A 22385-nucleotide genomic window follows, 5' to 3' on the forward strand; every position below is an offset into this window, starting at 1 on the left:
TTCGTTTTCCCGCGGTACCACCCTCGTTAGCGCGGCATACACCGCACTCACTTGATACTTTTAACGCAGTTATGCGTCAGCGGCTTTTCACCGCTGCAACTCTGAGGTGAGTTCGGAAACAAACTTGATTGACTTTCACCAGCCGTCAACTCTCTGCAACAATATCTGTTTCTTACTGCTCCTCTTCATTGTTCTTATCGCAACCGTAATCTAACTGTATTTTATAGAATTCTGTTCATAAGTGCAAGCAGGTTTGTATACAATGGGAATGTACCCTGAACGGGCGAAGATTGAGGACAATTATTCGGGTGGAGTTTTGGTTTGACGTTTGGACTCGGCCGGTTCGCCGCCGCTGTTCATTTCTCTCACAAAGTCAAAACTTCTGAGCACAGCTTCACCGCCGTAGCCTGAGATAATGGATAAGATGACAAGTTGAATTCCTGAATCGGGGTCAGCGGATAGTACAAGTAAAATGGAAGCTGTCATTCCGATAAACCAATCTTCCAAAAATCCAAGGTAGATAAACCGCTTCGTCATTCTGGGCTTCTCCAGCCTGCCTCTCTTTTTAACGTGACCGAGAATCCCCATGATTCCTCCAATTACACAAGCAATAAGTACCTGATGCAGCATCTTCATCATCACCTTCCTAAAGCCCTTATTTCGTAAAGCGACTTCAGGCCATCCAGCCCCCTTAAACGATTCCGATGATTTTCGATATCTACATACTGGCAAATCTGAAAAAAGCTTGTTTCTTCCATTATATGTGAACACATGATCGGTAAGCTTGATGCATTGGATTCATTTTTCACCCAGTGACATTGACCTAGTCACCTATTTAGCATGTAAAAAACCTTTCCGTTCATATGTTCAAATTCTGTTCTTATTTTTAGTGTATACGAGGACAAGCCCTAATGACAAACAACAAACTGCGCTTGCTTGAATCAGAACATGTGTTGTGCTAGGGTTACTGTAGAATTCATTTTAAAAAAGGGGAATATCAGGCTTTCGCATAGCAAGCTGACGGCCTAAGGGGGATTTATATGGCTAGTTTTCAATCATTTGGGATACCAGAACAGCTGGAAATCATCAAAAAAGCGCTTGATCACGCGCGAGTCGGTGTGGTAATTACAGATCCCGCACTTGAAGATAATCCTATTGTCTACGTCAATCAAGGCTTTGTTCAAATCACCGGCTATGAGGCCGAGGAAATTTTAGGAAAGAACTGCCGCTTCTTACAGGGGAAACACACAGGTCCTGCAGAAGTGGACAACATCAGAACCGCTATACAAAATAAAGAGCCAGTCACCGTTCAGATCCAAAACTATAAAAAAGACGGAACGATGTTCTGGAATGAATTAAATATTGATCCAATGGAAATAGAGGACAAAACGTATTTTGTCGGAATTCAGAAAGATATCACCGAGCAAAAAGAGTATGAAAAACTTCTCGAGGATTCCCTCACAGAAATTACTGCACTTTCAACTCCTATTGTCCCGATTCGCAATGGCATTTCGGCTCTTCCGCTAGTCGGAAACCTGACAGAGGAGCGATTTAATTCCATCGTTTGCACATTGACGAATATCTTATCAACATCCAAAGATGATTATTTGATCATTGATTTATCTGGATTGGCCCAAGTGAACGAACAAACGGCCGACCAAATTTTTAAGCTGAGCCATTTGCTGAAATTGACCGGAACTGAGTTAATTATTACCGGCATTAAGCCTGAATTGGCCATGAAAATGAATAAACTGGATGCCAATTTTTCGTCGCTGAAAACATATTCAAATGTAAAGGATGCCGTTAAAGTGCTTCCGATTATGTAAAAAGATCCCGCTCATCCGGCGGGATCTTTTATTTATGAAGAGATTGATGCCTGCTTTTTTGTTTCTTTAGCTGATTTTAACCGTTTGTCATATAAAAGCGTTGTGGCAATACTGATCAGCAGCAATACCAACAGAGATAAAACAAGAGCCTTAATGCCGTAATGGTCGACAAGCACTCCTCCGAACAGAGGGCCAATCATTCTGCCGCCTGTCGCCGCACTGTTGACAAAGCCTTGATAAAAGCCTTCTTTCCCTTTAGGGGCAAGCTGATTGGCAATCGTCGGCACTGCAGGCCAAACGAGCATTTCTCCGATCGTCAGGATCACCATCGCAGCCAGAAACATTGGAAATTGCTTTGCTGTCAGCAACATGCTGAAAGACACAATAAAAATGATAAAGCCGATGACCATTTGCGCTTTTAGCGACTCGGCCCATTTTTTCACCACAAAACCGACAAGCGGCTGGCCAAGCACAATGAGAATTCCGTTAACCGTCCAGAGCACACTGTATAAGGAAAGAGAGATTCCAATGCTTTGTGTGTACGAAGCAATTGTGGTGGACCACTGAGAATAAGCCAGCCATCCGAGTACATAGCCTCCGCTTAAAATGATGAGCGCGGCAAATTTTGCTTTGCTGTTCACAGCATCATAATCAAGCACAGATGTTTGGGACGCATCTCCCGTCTGAATATTTCGAAATCCGAAATATACGATAAAGAAAAAGACCAGATACAATACGGCATTCGCCAAAAATACATATGAAAACGAGAAAGATGCAACGGCACCGCCAAGCGCTGAACCGACAGCCACACCTGCGTTTTGCGCGACGTATATCGCATTAAATGCCTTCCTTCCCCCTTCAGGCCATACCGATCCTGCCATTGCGTAGCTAGCCGGAAAAACAACACCGGAGCCAAAGCCCACAATCGTCAGCAGCACAATATAGGCTGGCCAATCATGAAAAAAGACAAGGCCCATCAGGCTTGCTAACGTAATCGCAATCCCAAGCATAATCGATTTAAAGCCGCCAATTTTATCAAACAAAAAACCGCCGCATAAATTTCCAGCTACACTGGCGCCGGAATTCAGCATTAGGACAAGTCCGGCTACTGTTAACGATTTTCCCAAATGGTTATGGATATAAATCGTATTCAGCGGCCATAAAAAAGAAGCACCCGTCACATTGATAAACATTCCAATAACTAATATTTTAAGAGCACGCGGCATACTCATCCCCCTTTCTTCCCTAAAAAAGCTCATGAAAAAAACGAAACCTAAAACGGCTCCGTATGAATCCAGTTATCATAGCACATTCATTCTATCTGTCTATCTCACATTTTTCAACTGATGAGCGTGAAAAAATCTAACAAATATGGTTCAAAAAATGTAAAATAAATAGAAAAAGGGGTAATAATATGGAAATGGTATTAGCATTCTTAGGTTTTCTTGCATGTCTCATTTCGCTTGGCTACGGATTGTATCACCTCGCCAGATATGTTTTAAAAAAAGAAAAACGTTTCTCTAAAAAACTTTTTTGGCCGCTTTTGATAGGGGGCCTGGTGCTGCTCTTCACCGGGGCAGGCTTGTCAGAACCTGATGCTGCAGCAGCAAATGCTGAGAAAAAATATTCAGCACTAAACGCCGAATATAAAAGTCTCACAAAAGAGCATGAGGAACTTGAGAAAGAATATAAATCTGTCAGCTCTGAAGCAAAGAAATTAAAGGACAATACAGAAGATCAAGACAAGCTTGAGAAGCTTGAAATAGAAAATCGCGAACTAAAAAAGACTCAGAAATCATTAAAAACTGAGTTGAAAGAGCTTCAAGAAAATCAAAAGCAGCTCAAAGAAGATACAAAAACGGTAAAGGCTGAAAATGAAACACTCCGACAAGATAAAACAAAGCTTGAAAAGCAATTAAAAGAGGCAAATAGCCAAACTGCCAGTTCTCATGAAGACGCTGGAGGTTCTTCAAGCAATACGAATAAAAGTGATGAAACCAAGACAGCTGACAAAGCAGAAGGCTGTCATATCAAAGGAAGCAAAAACGGCATCTACCACACGCCAGGCAGTACATACTATGACCGGACAACCGATCCGGCGGAAATGTTTTGCTCAGTTGAAGAGGCTGAAGCCGCTGGTTACCGGGCGCCAAAACGATAAACAAAAAGCTCCAGAATGTCTGGAGCTTTTTCTGTTTCACAACGACGATTTAATGACCTTCTTATAATAAAGAACTGACAGAAAACCAAAAATGGAATAGAGCGCAGTATATAATACCATCACTATAATCATAGGCGTCCACACCTCTGATCCAAATAAAAACCAGCCGGATTGGACGGCAAAGTAACTGTGGAAGAGGCCGACAACCAGCGGAATGCCGAAGTTGTACATTTGTTTAATGCGTATCCCCTTTATCAGGTCGCCTTGCGTAAAGCCGAGTTTTCTTAAAATTGTATAGCTCGGTTTTTCATCTTCACTTTCTCCCATTTGTTTAAAATAAAGGATACATCCTGATGTGATCAGGAACGTTAACCCTAGGAAGCCAACGATGAACATCACGATACCAAACAGTGATTTTTGCGCAATGCTTGTATCCAGTCTTGATAAATGCTCGTTTTTCTTGTTTACCTGTTGAAAAAGTTCATTCGCTTTTTCCATTTGATCTTCATGTTTCACATTGATGCCGATAAATCTAGATTGCGCCAGCTGAATGCGGGGATCTTTATCCTTGTCCAGCTGTTGAAACAGGCTGTCATCCACAATGACAGCGGGCATGCCCCCGCTTGTAAACGTGTAGGACACAAGAAACTCTTCTCTTAATCCTTTATATTTTAATGGTTCCGTCTCATGCTTGCTTTTCACTTTAATAACACCAGAGTCCTTGAAGACCATTATTTTTTTCAGCAAGTCGGTGTATCCTGAGAAAACGGCTTCTCCAGACGCCACATCGACTCCTTTTACATCTTTGTCGCTAACAACAGCAAGCTGCATGTTGCTAGGATCACCCTGCATCTCTTTCGGAGTTCCATCCATGATATTTGCAATGTCAACATTTGCTTGCAGGACAGGGGTTACTTTTGTAACAAACGAGATGTTGCTTTCACTCAAACTGTTTTCAAATAACTTGGCATCTTTCTCGTTCATGAATGAAAAATCAGCCGCTACATTTTGTTCAGCGGTCTTTTCTGACGAGTAATACGAGATGTAAGCAAGAGATAACAGCCCGATCGCAAGTGCTGAAACGGTTGTAATAATCGTCAGCAGCAAAGCGTTCGATTTCATTCTGAACATGATCGATGACAGTGACAGGACCTCAGAAATATTTAAGTAGCCGCCCTTGCTTTTTCGAATGATGTTCGAGATAAATGTAACCGAACCTTTATAAAACAAAAACGTCCCGATAATGACGCTCCCTAGAATAAAGCTCATCGCACCAAACAGTTCATTAATGGTCTTGAATTTTCCGCCAAACAGCTCAGAAGACACATAGTATCCTGTCAAAATCAGCACGATGCCTAAAGCGCCGATTATCATTTGGAAAAATGATATTTTCTTCACTTTGTCTTCAGTGGAGGACGTTACTTTAAACAAAGATAAAATACTCTGTTTTTTGATAAACATATAATTCATGATCATGATCAAAAGGTAAATGCCGCAGAACACAATGACCGTTTGGACCAAGGCCTGCTCAGAAAAATGCAGCTTCGCATCCGCTTTGACATCGACAATTTTGAACAGAATCATCAAGACCAGCTTCGATATCGAAAACCCGGCCGCGACCCCGATCGCTAATGAACCGAAATACAGCATGACATTTTCTGCGCTTAAGATGCGAAAAATTTTATGCTTTGTCATTCCAATTAATTGAAACAGCCCGATTTCTTTACTCCGTCTCTTAATAAAAATCGTATTGGCATATAAAATGAAGATCGCCACTACAGCCACAAGCAAAATCGAAGCGGTTTTAATAGCCGCGGCTCCCTTGATTGAACCCTTCACTTCGTTAATTGCTGGATCATACTGCAGCGTGACAAAGGCGAAATAAAGCGCCACACTAAAGATGAGCGCAAACACATACAAATAGTAATTCCGGAGATTCTTTTTCAAATTTCGCAGGATGAGCTGATTAATGTTCATGCTGCACCCCGCCTAACACGCCTTGCGTTTTCATAATATCCTGGAAAAACGTTTGCCTGTCCTGGCCCCCTTTATTCAGCTGTGTATACATTTGCCCGTCCTTAATAAAAATGACTCTGCCGCAGTAGCTGGCCGCGACAGGATCATGGGTGACCATAATAATCGTGGCGTGGCGTTTTTGGTTGAGCTGACTCAGCTTGTTTAATAAATCGGAGGCCGATTTCGAATCGAGCGCACCGGTCGGTTCATCAGCGAAAATAATGCTCGGGTCATGAATAAACGCTCTTCCGGCGGATGTTCTCTGCTTCTGGCCGCCGGAAATTTCATTCGGGTACTTATCCCTTAATTCATATATTCCCAGTTCCTTTGCAACTTCCTCAAACTTACGATTGGCTTCCTTTTTTGACAGTTTCGTGATTGATAATGGCAGAAGGATATTTTCTTTCACTGTCAATGTGTCTAACAAATTGTAATCCTGAAAGATAAAGCCTAAATGCTGTTTTCTGAATTCAGCCAGCTGCTTTTCCTTCATAGCCGTCATGTCATTTCCATTAATATGAATGGTTCCGTGACTGACCTGATCGATTGAGGACAGTACATTAAGCAAAGTGGTTTTTCCTGACCCGGAAGCACCCATAATACTGACGAATTCGCCCTTTTCAATGTGAAGATCAATGCCCTTCAGCACTTCCTGTTTATTCAGCTTGTTTCCATAACTTTTTCGAATTTTATTCGCTTCTAAAATCATCATTTACGCAGTCTCCTTTATATTGGATAATCTCATTATAAAAAGGAATGCCGGGCTTTTCCTTCGATACGGCGAACAAAAAAGAAAAGCATGTGACATTTTCGTCACACGCTTATGACCCGTTCAAATTGATTCCGTTTCGGAAAGGTTAATGTAAAAACTGTCCCCGCACCGAACTCCGACTCAACATCAACATGAATCAATAACGGCGCCGCTGCTTTTTTCACCAAGTACAGCCCCATGCCAGTGGACGCTTGATTATGGTGATCTGTTGTGGATGTAAACCCTTTATCAAAAATACGCGGTACATCCTTTGGATCAATGCCCCTGCCACAGTCTTTCACTTGGAGCTGCGTCTGTTCCCCTTTTTGAAAGCTTTTGATCTCAATTTCAGAGGCTTCGCTGTATTTCACCGCATTTGTCAGCAGCTGCCTGATGATAAACGCCAGCCATTTTGCATCACTCAGCACTTCTTCAGCCTCAAGCTGTATGTCAAAACCGACCCCTTTTTGGATACACCACGATTGTAAATCTTTGATTTCCTTGAAAATCAAAGGCTGAAGCTGAATAAATTCTACAGACAGATCGTTTTCAATAAATGAAATGCGTTTTTGATGAAGCTGTTGGTCAAGAAGCAGGTGAATACGCAGCCATTCATATGACAGCTGGGATTTCAAAGCTTTTTCTTCCATTCTGTCAATGATTAAATGCATTGCTGTTAATGGGGTTTTGACCTCATGAATCCATGCCATCAGCTCATCTTTTTCATTTTCCAATGCTAAGCGATGCTGTGTTGCAGTCTGCTTCAAGTGTTCCGTTTGCCCGGTAATGCTTCTATCAACGATTGCTTCAAATGGCGTTTCCGGTTCATTTATGGCAGTCACATCGAGATTGTTTTCCCATGTTTTCAGGCTTTTATAAAACGCGGTTTCTTTCCGATAGCGGAACCAAAGGAATATAACAAAAAACAAGATGCACAAATACACCATATAAAGCACATTTCCAAATGGTATGAAAGGATCAACAAAAGCTACGACCAGCGTTAAAGCCTGCTGAAACAAAAACGCGGCAATCCAGCTTCGCCTTTCGGTAAGGAATGCTTTAATCATAGAACTGATCCTCTTCCTTCGCGATGTAGCCCTGGCCCACCTTTGTCTCGATATATGCGCCAAGCTGGAGGGCGTCCAGTTTTTTCCGCAGGCGATTGACATTGACGGTCAGCGTGTTATCACTTACAAAACGCTCATCGTTCCACAAATTTCTGATCAGCTCTTCCCGGCTGACGATCTTGTTTTTTTGCTCTATTAATTGTTTAAGAATGAACATCTCATTTTTGGTCAGTTCAACAGATCCTTTGTCATTGCTGACGAGATTCTGCTCCGCGTCTACAGCAGCGCCGCACCATGTTTTAATTGCGCTCGGTTCCGTATTATAATGGTGTACACGCCGGAACATCGCTTGGATTTTCGCGATCAGCACATCAAAATGAAACGGCTTTTGAATAAAGTCATCTGCCCCGAGCTGCATGGACATCACCATATCTGCAGGATGATCCCGGGAGGATAAAAAGAGAATCGGAACATTTGACCGGGAGCGGATCAGCCGGCACCAATGAAAGCCGTCAAATTTAGGCAGCTGTACATCAATAATGACACAATCAGGATTAACTGCCGCAAATTCCTGCAGCACCTGACTGAAATCCTGAATGCCGTATACATCATAGGACCATCCCGTTAAACGATCCTTGATCTCCTGAAACAGCGATTCATCATCTTCAATCAGCAAAAGTTTAAACAATCGACTCACCGCACTTTTTCCTTTTTTATCAAGTGTATAGCAAAATGCCAGCATGTGCTATAGAGAAAGCCGGCTGTCTCAGCCGGCTCGTTTGCATTATAATTCTCTTCTCAACGCTGTCAGCACGTTGGTTTTGGTTGCTTTTCTAGCCGGATTCATTCCGGAAATGACTGCGACCCCTCCGCAAATCACAACGGCAATGATCACAAGGCTCGCCGGGATGTAGGAGAATGTGTAATTCAAATCGCCCGCATCGCTTCCGCTTGTCGCCGCGAGAATCATCGGAACGGCCAGGTTGACAAGGTAGCTCACGCCGTAGGAAATGATAATTCCAATCACACAGCCTAAAATCCCGATATATGCGCTTTCCATCAGGAACATTCGGCGAATGATAGACGGACTTGCCCCAATCGCTTTCATAATGCCGATCTCTTGCGTTCTCTCTGTCACCGCCATCGTCATCGTGTTAAAAATGCCGATCGCTGAAATGATAACCGCGATACATCCGACAAAGATCAGTCCGATTTTGAAGACCATGAAGAAGGTGTTGGCTCCCTCAAGTTCGGTAGTCACTGATGTGACATAGTATCCGTCATCTGTTAGATCCTTTGTCAGCTGTTCCACGTTCTCAAATTTATCAGCAAAAACGCCAATGTTCGTTTCAACGTTCCCGCCTTTAAAATCTAAGAATTCCGAAAAATCCTTTTTGAATTGATCACTGATGAAAATGTTTGAGTCCTCCATCCAGTCTTGAGATGGTTTTTTTGTAATACCGACAATTTTAAAGTCATATGTTTTTGTTTTTGAAACATCCCCTGTTTTAGGATCTGTCTTCGATACACTTAGTTCAATCGTCTTGTTCAGAATGTCTTTCGTATAGCCTTTTGGTTCTTTTATATCTTCTGGATTGCCTTTTGCCTCTTCGATTTTTTTGTTATATTCTTCCGATTCTTTTTTCGTCAATAATCTCTTTGCGAAGTCGTATCCTACTACGATTTCATTTTCCGACTTTGCGACTCTTCCCTTTTCCAATTCCATATTGGCCTTTAATTCATCATTCATATTAGTAAAAATGAGATTTGAGCTTTCATTTGTGCGATTGCCTAAAGTAGCTTTGTTTGGTTCATATACTTGCGTTCTTTCGACAACTGACCTTACGTGATCGTACTTCTCTAAATCAGCTTTTTTAATCGGCTTGTCTCCTTCCTTGCCCATTACACTGACTTTCGTTACAATCTGCTGGCTCATTGTCATATCTGTAATCGTCTTTTGAATCCCAAATCCAACCGACGACAGCACAACCAAAAACGCACACGCCATTGTTGTCGCAAGAATCGTCATAAAGACGCGAAGCCTGTTTTTCTTCATATTTCTTCTGATAAAATGAACCTGATCCTTAAACCTCAACGGTAATTCCCCCTTTTAGCACACCATCATGGAGCTGAAATTTTGAATGTCCGATAGAAGCGACCTCATCATCGTGAGTAATGATCACAAATGTAATGCCGCGCTCGCGATTCAGCTGCTGAATCAATTCCAGCACTTCATGTTCCGTTTCTGAATCAAGGCTTCCCGTCGGCTCATCCGCTAAGATAATTGAAGGATTTAAAATCAACGCTCGAGCAATACTGACACGCTGCTGCTGGCCGCCTGACAGTTCATTCGGATAATGAGCGGCGTGGTTTTCCAGACCGACGCGTTTCAGCATGTCCTGCACCTTTTGCTTCCGCTCAGAGGGCTTGATTCCTTTTAACGCCAACGGCATTTCAACATTCTCATACGTCGTTAAACCCGGGATGAGCTGAAAGCTTTGGAAAATAAACCCGAAATGGTCAAGCCGAAATTGCGCCCATTCCTTTTCATTAAACCCCGTAACATCAGTGCCATTAATGACAATCCGCCCTTTTGTCGGCGATATGTAGCCGGAAATCAAATTCAAAAGCGTTGATTTCCCTGATCCGCTTCGCCCGACAATGCAGGCGATTTCCCCTTTCGCCACACGTAATGAAACATCCTTCAATACTGGAACTTCATTCTCACGGCCCTTTTTTCCGATCGTGAAAGAATGGTCGATATGCTGAACATCTATCATATGTTCTCTCTCCCTTACAAAAGTTTTGTTTTTTTATAAATCGCAAAATAACTAATCAAGAAACCGATTACCGCGCCGGCAGCCATGCCAATGAGATAGCCTGCAAAGCTCTCGCTGGCCGAAAATCCAAAGTACCCAAAACCCATGATTCCTATGATAATAACGATGATCTGCACCGGACGGTCAAGCGGCTTCCATAAGAAGAAGTACCCGTTTCTTTCATTAGATAGTTTGACAAAACTAATATAGCCGATGATGTAGAAGATGATAGTCATGATAGCCGGAATCACTAAATAATATGGTGAATTCTCAACCCATTTCGCGTCTACATAGATTATCGGAATGAAATACTGCACCCATTTGGGTACTGGACCATGGATAAAATCTATTGATCCGCCAAAAAGGATCTCAAGGTTGATCGCAGGCAGGCTGATGAGCAAAAATGGCGAAATGGCCACGGTAAATGAGACCAAAAGCTGGGCAAAAATATTGCCTGTCAGAGCTCCACCCGCCATAACAAGCGAATAAGCCAGCATGCTGACAATGATCATCCCAAGGCTGTAATTGTGAAAATAAACGGCCTGATCTGGCTTCAAAAGCATGATCAGCAAAACAGACAAAACATAACCGATGAGCTGCGGCACCACAATCACCATTCCGCCGGTAAGGAACTTCGCATGAAATATCTGCCCTCGTGTATATGGAAGGCTTAAAGTAAAATCAAAGAAGCTCTTGCTACGTTCAATCCCAAGCTGGCTGACTGCCAAAACGACTCCCCAAATCCAAAAAAATGAGATAAATGTGCCGTTTAAATAGTTAATCGAAAATACGCAGGTTCCGACCCACTCGTCCTGATGAGTGACACAGCCTTGATATGAGATGTACGTATTTAAAACGGTAAAAGGATTGCTAAGCATTAATACTAAAATAATTATGGCCAACAGAGCTTTATTTTGCTTCCACTCTTTATAAAACAGCCCGAAATCCGGCATTTGTATTCCCCTCCAAACTCTAAGCCATTTCTAATGTCTCACTTTTTTATAGATGGAAAAATAACTGATCAAAAATCCGACGACTCCTCCTATAACCATTCCGATAATGTAACCAACTATGGATTTGCCCGTAGAATACCCCATTAAACCGAAACTAAGGATACCTAACACAATGACAAGGATGTGTATAGGCCGATCCAATTCTCTCCATAAAAAGAAGTGTCCATTTCGTTCATTATGATGCTTTTTAAAACTGATAGATGCAATGAGATAAAAGAGAATACTCATCACTGCAGGAATAAGCAATAAATATTTACTCTCCGTCATCCAACTTGAATCCACATAAAAAATTGGTGTAAAGTCCATCAGTTTATGGTCAAATTCATAAGAGAAATAATTCCAAGCTTGAAGCCCTGAAAGGATGCCTATATGATAAATCGGCAACGTGATAATTAAGTATGGCAATATCGCAGTTGCAAAAGCTGTCAGCAACTGAGCAAAAACATTCCCAGCTAATGTCCCAGCGGCCATTACTAATGAATAAAACATAAAGCTGGTGATGATCATACCAATGCTTCCATGTTCAAAATAGTTTACCTGTTCGGGTTCTAAAATTAAAATAAGTAACCATGCCAATAAAAACCCAACCAATTGTGAAAAAACAATAACAATAGCGCCTAACCAAAATTTCGTTTGGAAAATTTGTCTTCTTGTATATGGAAGACTTAACAAAAAATCAATCGAACCTTTCGAACGTTCGAGCCCCATTAAGCAAACTGCCAATATAATCCCCATTACCCAATTGTATTGAATATTGCTGTTTATATGGTAATTCAGGGTGAAAGAACAAAATTTCAGATCTGAATAATGCGCTAGACATGCCTGGCTGCTCGAATATGTGTGATAAACCATTAAAGGATTTGCAAACACCAAAAACACAATACTCAGCAAAATCACCACTTGATTCTGCTTCCACTCTCGATAGAGGAGACCTCGGTCTACCATCTCCGCTTCCCTCCAAACTTCGCAATGAACACTTCTTCTAAGTTGACAGGAAGCTCATTCCATACTTTCGGCTTCAGCTCTCTCAAAAAGCTCTTTTTCTCCTCATCGCTTTTCGGAATCAGCACCGTATAGAACACACCAGCCTGATCGAGCATCGGAATGTTTTGCTCCCTGATCGCCAGATTGACATCTGTGTCAAACGCCATTTGAATTTTGATGTATTCTTCTTTTAATTCATCAAGATCCATTACATTTGTCAGCCTGTTATCTTCGAGAAAACCAATTCGGTTGCACATCCGCTCTATGTCCTCAAGCCGGTGGGAAGTGATCAGGATGCTCGTATCACGCTCCGCCACTTCATCGACCATCAGCTGCAGCACATCATGCCTTGTCACCGCGTCTATTCCGTCCGTCGGCTCATCCAGAAGAATCAGCGCCGGTCTCGCCGCAAACGACAGAACGAGCGATAGCTGTTTTTTTAAGCCCGTCGACAGTTCGCGATATTTTTTCGTTTCCGGAATTTCGTACCTGTTCATCAGCTCATTCGCGTACGTGACATCAAATTTCGGATATATTCTTCTCAAAATATCGACTAACTGCTTGTATGTATACTTATCGTAAAACGGATTTTGAACAGGCATGTAGATGATATTTTGTTTGACCTTCGGATGCTTTTTGATTTCTACGCCGTCAAATAAAATTGTCCCGCTGTCTGCGAAAATGATTTGCTGGATTAAACGGAGCATCGTCGTTTTTCCTGATCCATTGCGTCCAAGCAATCCGAAGATTTCTCCTTTTTCGATTGTTAATGAAACATCTTTTAACACTTGATTGCCGTCAATCGTTTTTGACAGCTGCCGCAGTTCAATCATTTTTCTTTGCCTCCCTTCACATCAGCGCTGATTTCCTTTATCCATTCTTGCAGTTTTTCCAGCTCAACCCCTGCATAGTGTGCATCGATGATGAGCTGTTTGAGTTGCTCTTTAATCATCGCCATCTTCCCTTCAACCAGTGTCGTTTTTGCATTCTCCGATATATAGGTTCCTCTGCCCCGCAGCGTCTCAATAATCCCCTCTCGCTCAAGCTCTTTGTACGCTTTGCTGACAGTGTTCGGATTCGCAATAATGATCGTCGCCAATTCTCTGACAGAAGGAAGCTTATCACCAGGCTTCATGATCCCTTTCAAACAAAGCTCTTTCATTTGCTGAATAATTTGTTCGTAAATGGGTGTTGAGCTTCTTGGATCGATTTGAATCATTTACTTCCCTACTTTCTATACGATCTGAACCTTTTACAGATAAAAATGGTCAATGATACTTTTTTGCCATTCAAAACCGATCATCACGAGAACAAGAAAAAAAGAACAAGCGATCACAGATGCCGCAATCAGCATCGGCACGTTACGTTTGTTTCGTTTTTTATGTTTCATAACTGCCTCCCTTAATTTCAATATATAAATGGTGTTATATCAGTGTCTATAGTGTATTACTTCAATTAGTACACTTAATACAATAAATACTTTGGCACTTAAAGTCAATCCTTTTTTCACAAAAAAAACGGACCCTTATGAAAAGGGTCCGTTTCCTACACATCAAGAGGGTGCTGCAGGATCATATTATTTTGCAAAGCTTGAAGCTGAAGCCTCATTCTGTACAGCTGTTCTCTCTGCTGATCATTTGACGACAGCCATAGCTTATTCAAGGCATTTACCGCATCTTCAAGCTGCATTTGGGCATCACTATATTCTTGATCATTATAATGCTCTTGTTTAGAAGCGATTTTCAGCTGTTCTTCAGCATAATCATACGCCTGCATACATTGCTGGAGATGTTCATCTACTGATTGTCTTGTTGCCACAGTAACCCCTCCTCTTGGTAATGGAAGTCATCCATCATTCTTATTGTAGCCTCATCTGACTTTGTTCAATAAAGTAATTTATGGTCGATATTCATTTGTTCTCTTGTGAAATGCGTGCTACAATTTTAGGATGCAATCGTACGCAAGGAGGCACATGAATTGTAATGCAGAACAATCCTTTTCCTTATTCAAATACGGAAAAACGCTATCATACATTGAATTATCATCTTAGAGATCATTTCGGCCATAAGGTGTTTAAAGTGGCGCTTGACGGCGGCTTTGACTGTCCAAACCGAGACGGCACCGTTGCCCACGGAGGCTGTACTTTTTGCAGCGCAGCAGGCTCCGGTGATTTCGCCGGGAACCGGGCCGATGATTTAATTACGCAATTCCATGACATCAAAAACCGCATGCACGAAAAATGGAAGGACGGCAAATACATCGCTTATTTTCAGGCTTTCACAAACACTCACGCCCCGGTTGAGGTGCTTCGTGAGAAATTCGAATCTGTCCTCGCCTTAGATGATGTGGTCGGCATTTCGATCGCCACACGCCCGGACTGTCTGCCTGATGATGTCGTGGACTACTTGGCAGAGCTGAACGAACGCACGTATTTGTGGGTGGAGCTTGGGCTTCAAACGGTTCATGAACGGACTGCACTTCTGATCAACCGCGCACATGATTTTAACTGCTATGTGGAAGGCGTCAATAAATTAAGAAAACACGGCATACGTGTCTGCTCACATATTATCAACGGACTGCCTTTGGAAGACCGGGACATGATGATGGAAACGGCAAAGGCCGTCGCAGATTTGGACGTCCAAGGCATTAAAATCCATCTGCTTCACCTACTGAAAGGCACGCCGATGGTCAAGCAATATGAAAAGGGAAAGCTGGAATTCCTTTCTCAAGATGATTATGTGCAGCTCGTCTGCGATCAGCTTGAGATCATTCCGCCGGAAATGATTGTCCACCGCATTACAGGCGACGGACCGATTGAGTTGATGATCGGGCCAATGTGGAGCGTCAACAAATGGGAAGTGCTTGGCGCCATTAATAAAGAGCTGGAAAATCGAGGCAGTTATCAAGGAAAGTTCTTTCAGCGGCTTGAGGAGGAATCAGCACTATGATATTGAAGAAAATTCTTCCTTACAGCAAAGAACTGCTGAAAATGGCCGCGGGAGAAGGAGATATCGTTGTAGATGCAACGATGGGCAACGGACATGATACACAGTTTTTAGCGGAGCTTGTCGGTCAAAACGGCCACGTGTACGCTTTTGACATTCAAGAATCAGCCGTGGCCAATACACAGGAACGGCTCGGTGAGACTTATCAAGCGCGAACAACATTATTTCACAAAAGCCATGACAAAATCGCTGAATCCCTTCCGCCTGAAACACATGGCAAAGTGGCGGCCGCGGTATTTAACCTCGGTTATTTGCCGGGCGGGGACAAATCAATTACAACAAACGGCAGTTCTACGATCAAAGCAATTGAACAGCTTCTCAGCATCATGAAAGACGAAGGCCTGATCGTTCTCGTCGTCTATCACGGCCACCCGGAAGGCAAAGCGGAAAAAAATGATGTGCTTGAGTTTTGCCGGGACTTGGACCAGCAAACAGCCCGTGTATTAACATACGGATTTATCAATCAGCAAAATGACCCGCCATTTATTGTCGCCATCGAAAAAAAAGCTCAGATCAGCAAATGATTTGAGCTTTTTTCTTTGAGTTTTTCATCCAGGACATTTTTTGAAATTTCCGGTAGGCTCTGCCGTTGATATAAAAGAAAAAGGAAGTTTTTCCGCTGGCTTTGATCAGCTTCCTTGCGAGCCGGCCCATTTCCTTTTGGCCCGCCACTTTATCATCCGACAAATAAACGCCAAGCAAGCCTCGATTGATTAAACGATGGAAGTTTTCATGCGGAATGCCTTGTAAATGCTCGTCGGCTTTATGGATAAAGTGTTCAAGCCGATTCATCATCTCTTCATGAGACTGATAGTACGAGCAGAAATTCAAGTCTCCTTCCAGCAAGTCCTCCTCTTGATCAATCAAATAATCAAGCAGAATATGAAGGCCCTGTATGTAAGGAAAATAACTGTCGCGGATTTTTTTAGCGGTGCTTTCTGTGAAATCAGGCTGGAACGAATACGCAACTAGACAGAAAATGCCTAACGTTGAACCTGCACAGGCTGAAAATTCATACCACTCCATCTCAGGGAGCTCTGATTCATATTGAGTAAACCACTTTTCAAGCCGCGGCACACGTTCATGCTCAATGACATGCTTATGCACCTGCAAATCGCAATAATAGCCGCACAGTTCAAGCAGATAAGGTTTAATCATGTCATAGTGCTCAATGGAGCCGAGAACACGCTGGCACGTTTTGACCAGTTCATGCAAATATCCGCTGTCATCCTGTTCTTCTCTGAATTGATAATAGTTTTGCAGTTCAGCCCCCACTGTCAGTGCGTCCTGCATTGAGGCATGGAGCATCCGAAAGTCCTGCGGGTCAAGTGAGGTGCTGCGGTCACACAGATTGTCCAAATAATCACTAATCGTTTGATACGCGATGATAAACTCGACACATTTCTGTTTTTGGCTGCCTGACAATAAAGCCAGTATTCCGCCGCCTTCACAGTGAAACGTTTTGTCTCGAATACTTGCGGTTGCCTGCGCTTTTAACTCACTGTTATGAATCGATTCTGATTTTTGCTTCCATATGTCCAGCTCTTGATGAACGAGCGGAAAAATATCTCGATATACCTTTGCCATCAATCCAAAAGGATGTTCCGGTACTGTCAACACATGCACCCCCAACTAGTTCAAATATATTGATCAGTAAACGCTCTTGCTGCTTTAAAGACATCTTCTCTTTCGGGTTCATTAAAGATCTCATGGTAAAGCCCTTCCCACTCTCTGTACGCTTTATTATGAGAAGCAACGCCATTAAACCATTTGATGACCATCGTTTTATCAACAAGCTTGTCATCACCGGCCTGCATCACAAGAAGCGGCACTTTCAAAAAAGCATCTGTCGGCACCATCGCTGACTCAATTGTCTTTAAAAGCTCTCTGTACCATCTGACAGAAACTTTCCTGACGTATAACGAATCATTTTGGTCAGCCTCGATGACGTCCTCATTGCGCGTCGCCATATCAATTGATAATCCCGAATCAACCTTAAGCGACGGAGCGATAACATTCAGGCCTCTTGATGCAAGGTCAAGCGCTTTATTGACTTTAATTTGCAGTCCGAGACACGGTGATGATAAAATAATTCCCGTAATGCGGGGATTTCTTTGTTGTTTAAACCATTCAATCGCGACCAGACCGCCCATGCTGTGACCTAAAAGAAAAACCGGCAAATCAAAGGTTCGCGCTTTATCTATCCAAGCATCTACTTCATCAATGTATTCTTGAAAAGAGCGAATATGCCCTCTCGCCCTTGTCGTTGTTCCCTGTCCAGGCAAATCGCCCATGACAACGTGATAACCCGAAGATCGCCACATTTCAATCAGCCATTTATATCGTCCGTGATATTCACTTGCCCCGTGAATGATTACAATCACTGCAACAGGTCTGTCTGCTTTCCAGGTCCACATGCTCTTCACCTCATACGAAATTTAAATAGAGAAAGAAGGATGAATCTTATGATCTACCCTTATAAGAAACACATGCCAGATATCCACCCAACAGCCTTTATAGCTGACAATGCAACAATTACCGGTGATGTCGTGATCGGAGAACAGTCCAGCGTTTGGTTTTCTGTTGTCATAAGGGGAGATGTTGCGCCGACCAGAATCGGAAACAGAGTCAATATCCAAGATTTAAGCTGCCTCCACCAAAGCCCGAACAAGACGCTGCTCATTGAAGATGACGCCACGATAGGCCATCAGGTTACACTTCACAGCGCTGTCATCCGCAAGAACGCCTTAATCGGCATGGGCTCAATCATTTTAGACGGAGCCGAAATTGGCGAAGGCGCCTTTATTGGTGCCGGCAGTCTGGTCCCGCCCGGAAAAATTATTCCGCCTGGCCATCTCGCCTTCGGCCGCCCTGCAAAAGTCATCCGCCCTTTGACGGAAGAAGACCGAAAAGATATGCAAAGAATACGGTCAGAATATGTAGAAAAGGGCCAATATTATAAATCACTTCAACAAACATAAGACCTGCTTCGTCTTACTTTACCATTTTTCAAATTATATTTGAAAGCAATAACCATTGTTAACCCGGACGTCATGACGGTTCGGGTTTCAATTTTTCCATAAAACGTTCACATGTCGCATTAAACGTATGACTTTTATCTTATCACAAAACGTAAACAGCCTCTGCAAAAACACATACCTATTCTTTCCTGTTCTCTATTTTCTATGAGCACACAAAAAGAGCCCACTGGGAGCTCTTTTGTCAGCTGATATTTCGTTCACTGTCATTAGCCGCATTTTTTTTATGAAAACCTTTTCCATAGTACACGGCAAGCAAGATGAGAAACCATATCGGCCCGATAATCACGGCTACTCTTGTATCAGGGCTGTAAGCCATAAGAATGACGACGAATGCCAGAAATGCCAATGACACATAAGACGTAAACGGAAAGAAAGGCATTTTGTACTTTAAGTGTTTCTTTTCTTCGGGCTTCAAACTTTTCCTGTATTTGATTTGAGAAAGCAAAATGATTGCCCACGTCCAAATCGCTCCGAACGTCGCAATACTTGTAACCCAAGTAAATACCTTCGCAGGGACAACGTAGTTTAACAGCACTCCGACTAATAAAGCGCCCGCTGAAGCCAGAACAGCTTTACCCGGGATGCCGCCTTTCGTCAGCTGACCGTATGCTTGTGGCGCCTCTTTCTGTTCCGCCAAGTTAAACAGCATCCGCCCTGTGCTGAAAATACCGCTGTTGCATGAAGACAGCGCGGCTGTCAACACAACAAAGTTAATGATGCCTGCAGCCGATGGAATGCCCACTTTTTGGAACGTGAGAACAAATGGGCTTCCCTGGGAGCCAATTTCCTGCCACGGATAAATAGACATAATGACAAATAAAGCGCCTACATAAAAAATCAAAATCCGCCAAAATACTGTATCGATTGCTTTGGCTAATGATTTTTGCGGGTTTTTCACTTCGCCAGCCGTCACCCCGATCATTTCAATCCCTAAATAGGCGAACATCACCATTTGAAGCGACAATAAAACCCCTTTTATTCCATGAGGGAAAAATCCTCCGTTATTCCATAAATTGCCGATTCCGGTTGCAATGCCCCCATTGCCGACTCCTGCAATAATCATCAATAAACCGACAGCAATCATAGATAGGATCGCGACAATTTTAATCAATGCGAACCAAAATTCCAGCTCGCCGTAAGCTTTGACAGCCAGGAAATTAACACCCGTCATAATGATTAGCGCCGATAATGCCCAAATCCAGTTTGGCACATCAGGAAACCAGAACCCCATATAGATGCCGACAGCAGTAATTTCAGCCATACAGGTGACAACCCATAAAAACCAGTAGTTCCACCCTGTTAAATAGCCTGCAAGCGGTCCCAAATAATCACGCGCATACCTGCTGAAGGAACCGGCAACCGGTTTTTGAATGGCCATTTCCCCAAGCGCTCTCATAATAAAAAACATGACCAGGCCGCTTGCGGCATATGCTACCAAAATACCTGGCCCTGCTAACTGAATAGCTGATGCGGAGCCGAGGAACAACCCCACTCCTATGGCAGCTCCTAAAGACATTAAAGAAATATGCCTTTCTTCGAGTCCGCGGTGCAGCTCTTGTTTTTGTTTTTGCATGCTTTCTTCTCCCCTAGAAAAAAATATCATTAAATCATTTTTCTGAATATTGCGTGTGGATTGGGTAAATCAATGATGATGGAGAAATAAAAGGATAATAACAAGGCTTTCGACTAATCGAAAGCCTTGTTGTCTGTTACACAAAGATGACTTCTTTAGGCTGATGGCTCAGCTCTTCAGGCATATACCGTTTTTCAATATTAATGCTGTGCCAAATCATAAAGATCAGTACAGTCCAGATTTTACGGCTGTTATCAGCCTTGTCCGCACAATGGTCTTCAAGAAGCTGAAGGACATAATCCTTATGGATATATGCATCCGTTTGGCTTTCTTGAATAATATTTCGCACCCATTCGTTCATTTCGTTTTTCAGCCAATGACGGATCGGTACAGGGAAACCAAGCTTTTTGCGGTTTAATACGTGCTCAGGCACAATTCCTTCAGCGGCTTTGCGAAGAAGATACTTCGTCGTGCCGTTTTTCGTTTTCAGTTCATCAGGAATTTTTGAAGCGACGTCAAATACGACTTTATCTAAGAACGGCACACGCAGTTCCAAAGAATTTGCCATCGTCATTTTATCCGCTTTTAACAAAATGTCGCCGCGCATCCAAGTGTGGATATCGACATACTGCATTTTGTTGATATCGCTGTACGAGCTGCTTTCTGTAAAGTAAGTCTTCGTCACATCGCGATATGAAAGGTTCGGATTATAATGCTTCAACAGCTGCTTTTTGACAGACTCTTCAAAGATTTTCGCGTTACCGATATAACGATCCTGAAGCGGAGTACAGCCGCGCTCAAGCAGGCTCTTTCCTCTCATCCCTTCAGGCATAACGGCAGCAACGTGCAGAAGCATTTTTTTCAGGCCGGACGGAATGCGTTCAAATGGTTTGAGCGAAAGCGGTTCACGGTAAATGTTATATCCACCGAAGAGCTCATCCGCTCCTTCACCTGATAAAGCAACCGTTACATGTTTTTTCGCTTCTTTTGCAACAAAGTACAACGGAATCGCTGCCGGATCAGCAAGCGGGTCATCAAAATGCCATACGATCTTCGGAAGCTCATTCATGTATTCCTCAGGCGAAATGACTTTGCTGATATTTTCAATGCCCAGCGCCGCTGCAGTTTCTTTCGCTACATCGACTTCACTGAAGCCCTGCTGTTCAAAGCCGACTGAGAATGTTTTTAAGCTTGGATGAAATTCCTTCGCAACAGACACAATAAAGGAAGAATCAATTCCGCCAGACAGGAATGAACCGACAGGAACGTCACTTCTCATATGAACGTTTACAGAGTCATAGATCGCGTCTCTGACTTCTTTCACAAGCTTGTCTTCTTCAGTCTGAACCGGCTTGAAGTTCGCTTTGAAATACGTTTTGAATGTGATATCGCCGTCCGGGCGGATTGTGAACTGTGAACCCGGCTCTACTTTTTTCACATGGGCATCAAGCGTGTTTGGTTCAGGAACAAATTGGAAAGACATGTACTGCTGCAATGCCTCTTTGTCTATTTCAATATCATTCTGAGCAACCATTAAACTTTTTCTCTCTGAGGCAAAATAAACCTGATCATTGATCGTTGTGTAGTACAACGGTTTAATGCCGAATGGATCTCTTGCTCCATAAAGCACATGATCGTTTTTATTCCAAATCAGAAAGGCAAACATACCGCGCAATTTGGACGCCGCTTCTTCTTTATAATGACGGTAAGTCGCAAGAAGAACCTCTGTGTCCGAATCCGTGTTGAATGTGTACCCCTTTGCTTCAAGCTCTTCTCTCAGTTCAATATAGTTATAGATTTCCCCGTTAAAGATAATCCAATATGTTTCATCTTCATATGATAAAGGCTGTCCGCCATTTTCTACATCAATAATGCTGAGACGTCTGAATCCGAATCCGACGTGCTCATCATGGAAATATCCATCACTGTCAGGACCGCGGTGAACGATCATTTGGTTCATTTGTTTGATTAGTTCTTCTTGATCAGCGGTTTGAGCTAACGGATGCTTGTTAAAAACCCCGACAAATCCACACATAGTATTGCCTCCATAATTAAAATTGTCATCATTGAACCCCTATTTATAGACGCTGTGAATAGTATTTGGTTTCACAGTTATGTAAAAAAATAAA

General features: G+C 42.8%; 23 protein-coding genes and 1 other annotated feature (1 of these 24 only partly in view). Of the genes, 5 read left to right on the forward strand and 18 right to left on the reverse strand.

Annotation, left to right across the window (positions count from 1 at the left end):
- Positions 1-198: a binding site (T-box leader), on the reverse strand; it reaches 17 nt to the left of the window's first position.
- A 102-nt stretch (positions 199-300) separates the two neighbouring features.
- Entirely contained in the window at positions 301-636 is a 336-nt protein-coding gene (locus ACQXR1_RS12575; protein WP_003223352.1) for a DUF4257 domain-containing protein, read from the reverse strand.
- A gap of 404 nt (positions 637-1040) precedes the next feature.
- Between ACQXR1_RS12575 and ACQXR1_RS12580 the strand changes: the two genes are divergently transcribed.
- Positions 1041-1826 carry a blue-light photoreceptor gene (locus tag ACQXR1_RS12580; protein WP_306289566.1) on the forward strand — a complete coding sequence of 262 codons (786 nt, stop codon included), beginning with the start codon at positions 1041-1043 and terminating at the stop codon, positions 1824-1826.
- 32 nt (positions 1827-1858) lie between these two features.
- Here the strand turns inward: ACQXR1_RS12580 and ACQXR1_RS12585 are convergent, their stop codons facing one another.
- Positions 1859-3052: an MDR family MFS transporter gene (locus ACQXR1_RS12585; protein ID WP_206869217.1), complete on the reverse strand. Its 1194-nt coding sequence runs from the start codon at positions 3050-3052 to the stop codon at positions 1859-1861.
- A 188-nt stretch (positions 3053-3240) separates the two neighbouring features.
- Here ACQXR1_RS12585 and ACQXR1_RS12590 point away from each other — a divergent pair, with 188 nt between their 5' ends.
- Positions 3241-3987 (forward strand): LMBR1 domain-containing protein, encoded by a 747-nt coding sequence (locus ACQXR1_RS12590; protein ID WP_430772257.1) that lies wholly within the window; start codon positions 3241-3243, stop codon positions 3985-3987.
- A gap of 36 nt (positions 3988-4023) precedes the next feature.
- Here ACQXR1_RS12590 and bceB read toward each other — a convergent pair whose 3' ends face one another.
- The 12 genes from bceB to ACQXR1_RS12650 form a co-directional block, all read right to left on the reverse strand.
- On the reverse strand, positions 4024-5964 hold the full coding sequence (gene bceB / locus ACQXR1_RS12595; protein WP_430772258.1) for a bacitracin ABC transporter permease BceB: 1941 nt from the start codon (positions 5962-5964) through the stop codon (positions 4024-4026).
- Complete coding sequence (gene bceA / locus ACQXR1_RS12600; protein WP_014665065.1) at positions 5954-6715, reverse strand: bacitracin ABC transporter ATP-binding protein BceA; 762 nt, start codon at positions 6713-6715, stop codon at positions 5954-5956. Before bceA ends, bceB begins: the two co-directional genes overlap by 11 nt.
- A gap of 101 nt (positions 6716-6816) precedes the next feature.
- Positions 6817-7821, reverse strand: a complete 1005-nt coding sequence (gene bceS / locus ACQXR1_RS12605) for a two-component sensor histidine kinase BceS (RefSeq protein WP_430772259.1) — start codon at positions 7819-7821, stop codon at positions 6817-6819.
- A complete protein-coding gene (gene bceR, locus ACQXR1_RS12610) occupies positions 7814-8509 on the reverse strand; it encodes a two-component response regulator BceR (protein ID WP_069840171.1) in 696 nt (231 codons plus the stop codon). Before bceR ends, bceS begins: the two co-directional genes overlap by 8 nt.
- A gap of 96 nt (positions 8510-8605) precedes the next feature.
- Positions 8606-9916: an ABC transporter permease YtrF gene (ytrF, locus tag ACQXR1_RS12615; RefSeq protein ID WP_430772260.1), complete on the reverse strand. Its 1311-nt coding sequence runs from the start codon at positions 9914-9916 to the stop codon at positions 8606-8608.
- Entirely contained in the window at positions 9906-10601 is a 696-nt protein-coding gene (gene ytrE, locus ACQXR1_RS12620) for an ABC transporter ATP-binding protein YtrE (protein WP_014477726.1), read from the reverse strand. Before ytrE ends, ytrF begins: the two co-directional genes overlap by 11 nt.
- Before the next feature lie 14 nt (positions 10602-10615).
- A complete protein-coding gene (ytrD, locus tag ACQXR1_RS12625) occupies positions 10616-11593 on the reverse strand; it encodes an ABC transporter permease YtrD (protein ID WP_430772261.1) in 978 nt (325 codons plus the stop codon).
- Positions 11594-11623: 30 nt separating this feature from the next.
- On the reverse strand, positions 11624-12598 hold the full coding sequence (locus ACQXR1_RS12630; protein ID WP_103030879.1) for an ABC transporter permease: 975 nt from the start codon (positions 12596-12598) through the stop codon (positions 11624-11626).
- The gene (gene ytrB, locus ACQXR1_RS12635) at positions 12592-13470 is read right to left on the reverse strand and encodes an ABC transporter ATP-binding protein YtrB (protein WP_024572828.1); all 879 of its coding nucleotides are present in this window, start codon (positions 13468-13470) and stop codon (positions 12592-12594) included. Before ytrB ends, ACQXR1_RS12630 begins: the two co-directional genes overlap by 7 nt.
- On the reverse strand, positions 13467-13856 hold the full coding sequence (ytrA, locus tag ACQXR1_RS12640) for a GntR family transcriptional regulator YtrA (RefSeq protein WP_168781220.1): 390 nt from the start codon (positions 13854-13856) through the stop codon (positions 13467-13469). Before ytrA ends, ytrB begins: the two co-directional genes overlap by 4 nt.
- Positions 13857-13889: 33 nt before the next feature.
- The gene (locus ACQXR1_RS12645) at positions 13890-14027 is read right to left on the reverse strand and encodes a hypothetical protein (protein ID WP_003229119.1); all 138 of its coding nucleotides are present in this window, start codon (positions 14025-14027) and stop codon (positions 13890-13892) included.
- A gap of 155 nt (positions 14028-14182) precedes the next feature.
- Entirely contained in the window at positions 14183-14455 is a 273-nt protein-coding gene (locus ACQXR1_RS12650; protein WP_014665073.1) for a YtzC family protein, read from the reverse strand.
- 164 nt (positions 14456-14619) lie between these two features.
- On the opposite strand from ACQXR1_RS12650, the gene ACQXR1_RS12655 reads away from it, so the two are divergent.
- Complete coding sequence (locus ACQXR1_RS12655; RefSeq protein ID WP_069840175.1) at positions 14620-15585, forward strand: TIGR01212 family radical SAM protein; 966 nt, start codon at positions 14620-14622, stop codon at positions 15583-15585.
- Entirely contained in the window at positions 15582-16166 is a 585-nt protein-coding gene (locus ACQXR1_RS12660) for a tRNA (mnm(5)s(2)U34)-methyltransferase (protein WP_069840176.1), read from the forward strand. The genes ACQXR1_RS12655 and ACQXR1_RS12660 overlap by 4 nt, the downstream gene beginning before the upstream one ends.
- Here the strand turns inward: ACQXR1_RS12660 and tbcS are convergent.
- Positions 16156-17259 carry a tetraprenyl-beta-curcumene synthase gene (gene tbcS, locus ACQXR1_RS12665; protein WP_040082058.1) on the reverse strand — a complete coding sequence of 368 codons (1104 nt, stop codon included), beginning with the start codon at positions 17257-17259 and terminating at the stop codon, positions 16156-16158. The two genes, ACQXR1_RS12660 and tbcS, sit on opposite strands and share 11 nt — an antisense overlap.
- A gap of 20 nt (positions 17260-17279) precedes the next feature.
- On the reverse strand, positions 17280-18059 hold the full coding sequence (gene ytpA / locus ACQXR1_RS12670; protein ID WP_069150119.1) for a phospholipase YtpA: 780 nt from the start codon (positions 18057-18059) through the stop codon (positions 17280-17282).
- Between the two features lie 48 nt (positions 18060-18107).
- Between ytpA and ACQXR1_RS12675 the strand changes: the two genes are divergently transcribed.
- The gene (locus ACQXR1_RS12675; RefSeq protein WP_071581101.1) at positions 18108-18623 is read left to right on the forward strand and encodes a gamma carbonic anhydrase; all 516 of its coding nucleotides are present in this window, start codon (positions 18108-18110) and stop codon (positions 18621-18623) included.
- A gap of 241 nt (positions 18624-18864) precedes the next feature.
- On the opposite strand, the gene alaP is transcribed toward ACQXR1_RS12675, so the two are convergent.
- On the reverse strand, positions 18865-20256 hold the full coding sequence (gene alaP, locus ACQXR1_RS12680) for an alanine permease AlaP (RefSeq protein WP_172640561.1): 1392 nt from the start codon (positions 20254-20256) through the stop codon (positions 18865-18867).
- 136 nt (positions 20257-20392) lie between these two features.
- On the reverse strand, positions 20393-22291 hold the full coding sequence (gene asnB / locus ACQXR1_RS12685; RefSeq protein WP_014665080.1) for an asparagine synthase (glutamine-hydrolyzing): 1899 nt from the start codon (positions 22289-22291) through the stop codon (positions 20393-20395).
- Positions 22292-22385 lie beyond the last annotated feature (94 nt).

Origin of the sequence: Bacillus sp. ATD (assembly GCF_050585765.1) — a bacterium.
GTDB classification, from domain to species: Bacteria; Bacillota; Bacilli; order Bacillales; family Bacillaceae; genus Bacillus; species Bacillus stercoris.

Excerpts from the sequence above, each read along its gene's own strand:
- ACQXR1_RS12575 (WP_003223352.1), bottom strand. The coding sequence starts at position 636 with ATGAAGATGCTGCATCAGGTACTTATTGCTTGTGTAATTGGAGGAATC.
- ACQXR1_RS12580 (WP_306289566.1), top strand. The coding sequence starts at position 1,041 with ATGGCTAGTTTTCAATCATTTGGGATACCAGAACAGCTGGAAATCATC.
- ACQXR1_RS12585 (WP_206869217.1), bottom strand. The coding sequence starts at position 3,052 with ATGCCGCGTGCTCTTAAAATATTAGTTATTGGAATGTTTATCAATGTG.
- ACQXR1_RS12590 (WP_430772257.1), top strand. The coding sequence starts at position 3,241 with ATGGAAATGGTATTAGCATTCTTAGGTTTTCTTGCATGTCTCATTTCG.
- bceB (WP_430772258.1), bottom strand. The coding sequence starts at position 5,964 with ATGAACATTAATCAGCTCATCCTGCGAAATTTGAAAAAGAATCTCCGG.
- bceA (WP_014665065.1), bottom strand. The coding sequence starts at position 6,715 with ATGATGATTTTAGAAGCGAATAAAATTCGAAAAAGTTATGGAAACAAG.
- bceS (WP_430772259.1), bottom strand. The coding sequence starts at position 7,821 with ATGATTAAAGCATTCCTTACCGAAAGGCGAAGCTGGATTGCCGCGTTT.
- ytrE (WP_014477726.1), bottom strand. The coding sequence starts at position 10,601 with ATGATAGATGTTCAGCATATCGACCATTCTTTCACGATCGGAAAAAAG.
- ytrD (WP_430772261.1), bottom strand. The coding sequence starts at position 11,593 with ATGCCGGATTTCGGGCTGTTTTATAAAGAGTGGAAGCAAAATAAAGCT.
- ACQXR1_RS12630 (WP_103030879.1), bottom strand. The coding sequence starts at position 12,598 with ATGGTAGACCGAGGTCTCCTCTATCGAGAGTGGAAGCAGAATCAAGTG.
- ytrB (WP_024572828.1), bottom strand. The coding sequence starts at position 13,470 with ATGATTGAACTGCGGCAGCTGTCAAAAACGATTGACGGCAATCAAGTG.
- ytrA (WP_168781220.1), bottom strand. The coding sequence starts at position 13,856 with ATGATTCAAATCGATCCAAGAAGCTCAACACCCATTTACGAACAAATT.
- ACQXR1_RS12645 (WP_003229119.1), bottom strand. The coding sequence starts at position 14,027 with ATGAAACATAAAAAACGAAACAAACGTAACGTGCCGATGCTGATTGCG.
- ACQXR1_RS12655 (WP_069840175.1), top strand. The coding sequence starts at position 14,620 with ATGCAGAACAATCCTTTTCCTTATTCAAATACGGAAAAACGCTATCAT.
- ACQXR1_RS12660 (WP_069840176.1), top strand. The coding sequence starts at position 15,582 with ATGATATTGAAGAAAATTCTTCCTTACAGCAAAGAACTGCTGAAAATG.
- ytpA (WP_069150119.1), bottom strand. The coding sequence starts at position 18,059 with ATGTGGACCTGGAAAGCAGACAGACCTGTTGCAGTGATTGTAATCATT.
- ACQXR1_RS12675 (WP_071581101.1), top strand. The coding sequence starts at position 18,108 with ATGATCTACCCTTATAAGAAACACATGCCAGATATCCACCCAACAGCC.
- alaP (WP_172640561.1), bottom strand. The coding sequence starts at position 20,256 with ATGCAAAAACAAAAACAAGAGCTGCACCGCGGACTCGAAGAAAGGCAT.
- asnB (WP_014665080.1), bottom strand. The coding sequence starts at position 22,291 with ATGTGTGGATTTGTCGGGGTTTTTAACAAGCATCCGTTAGCTCAAACC.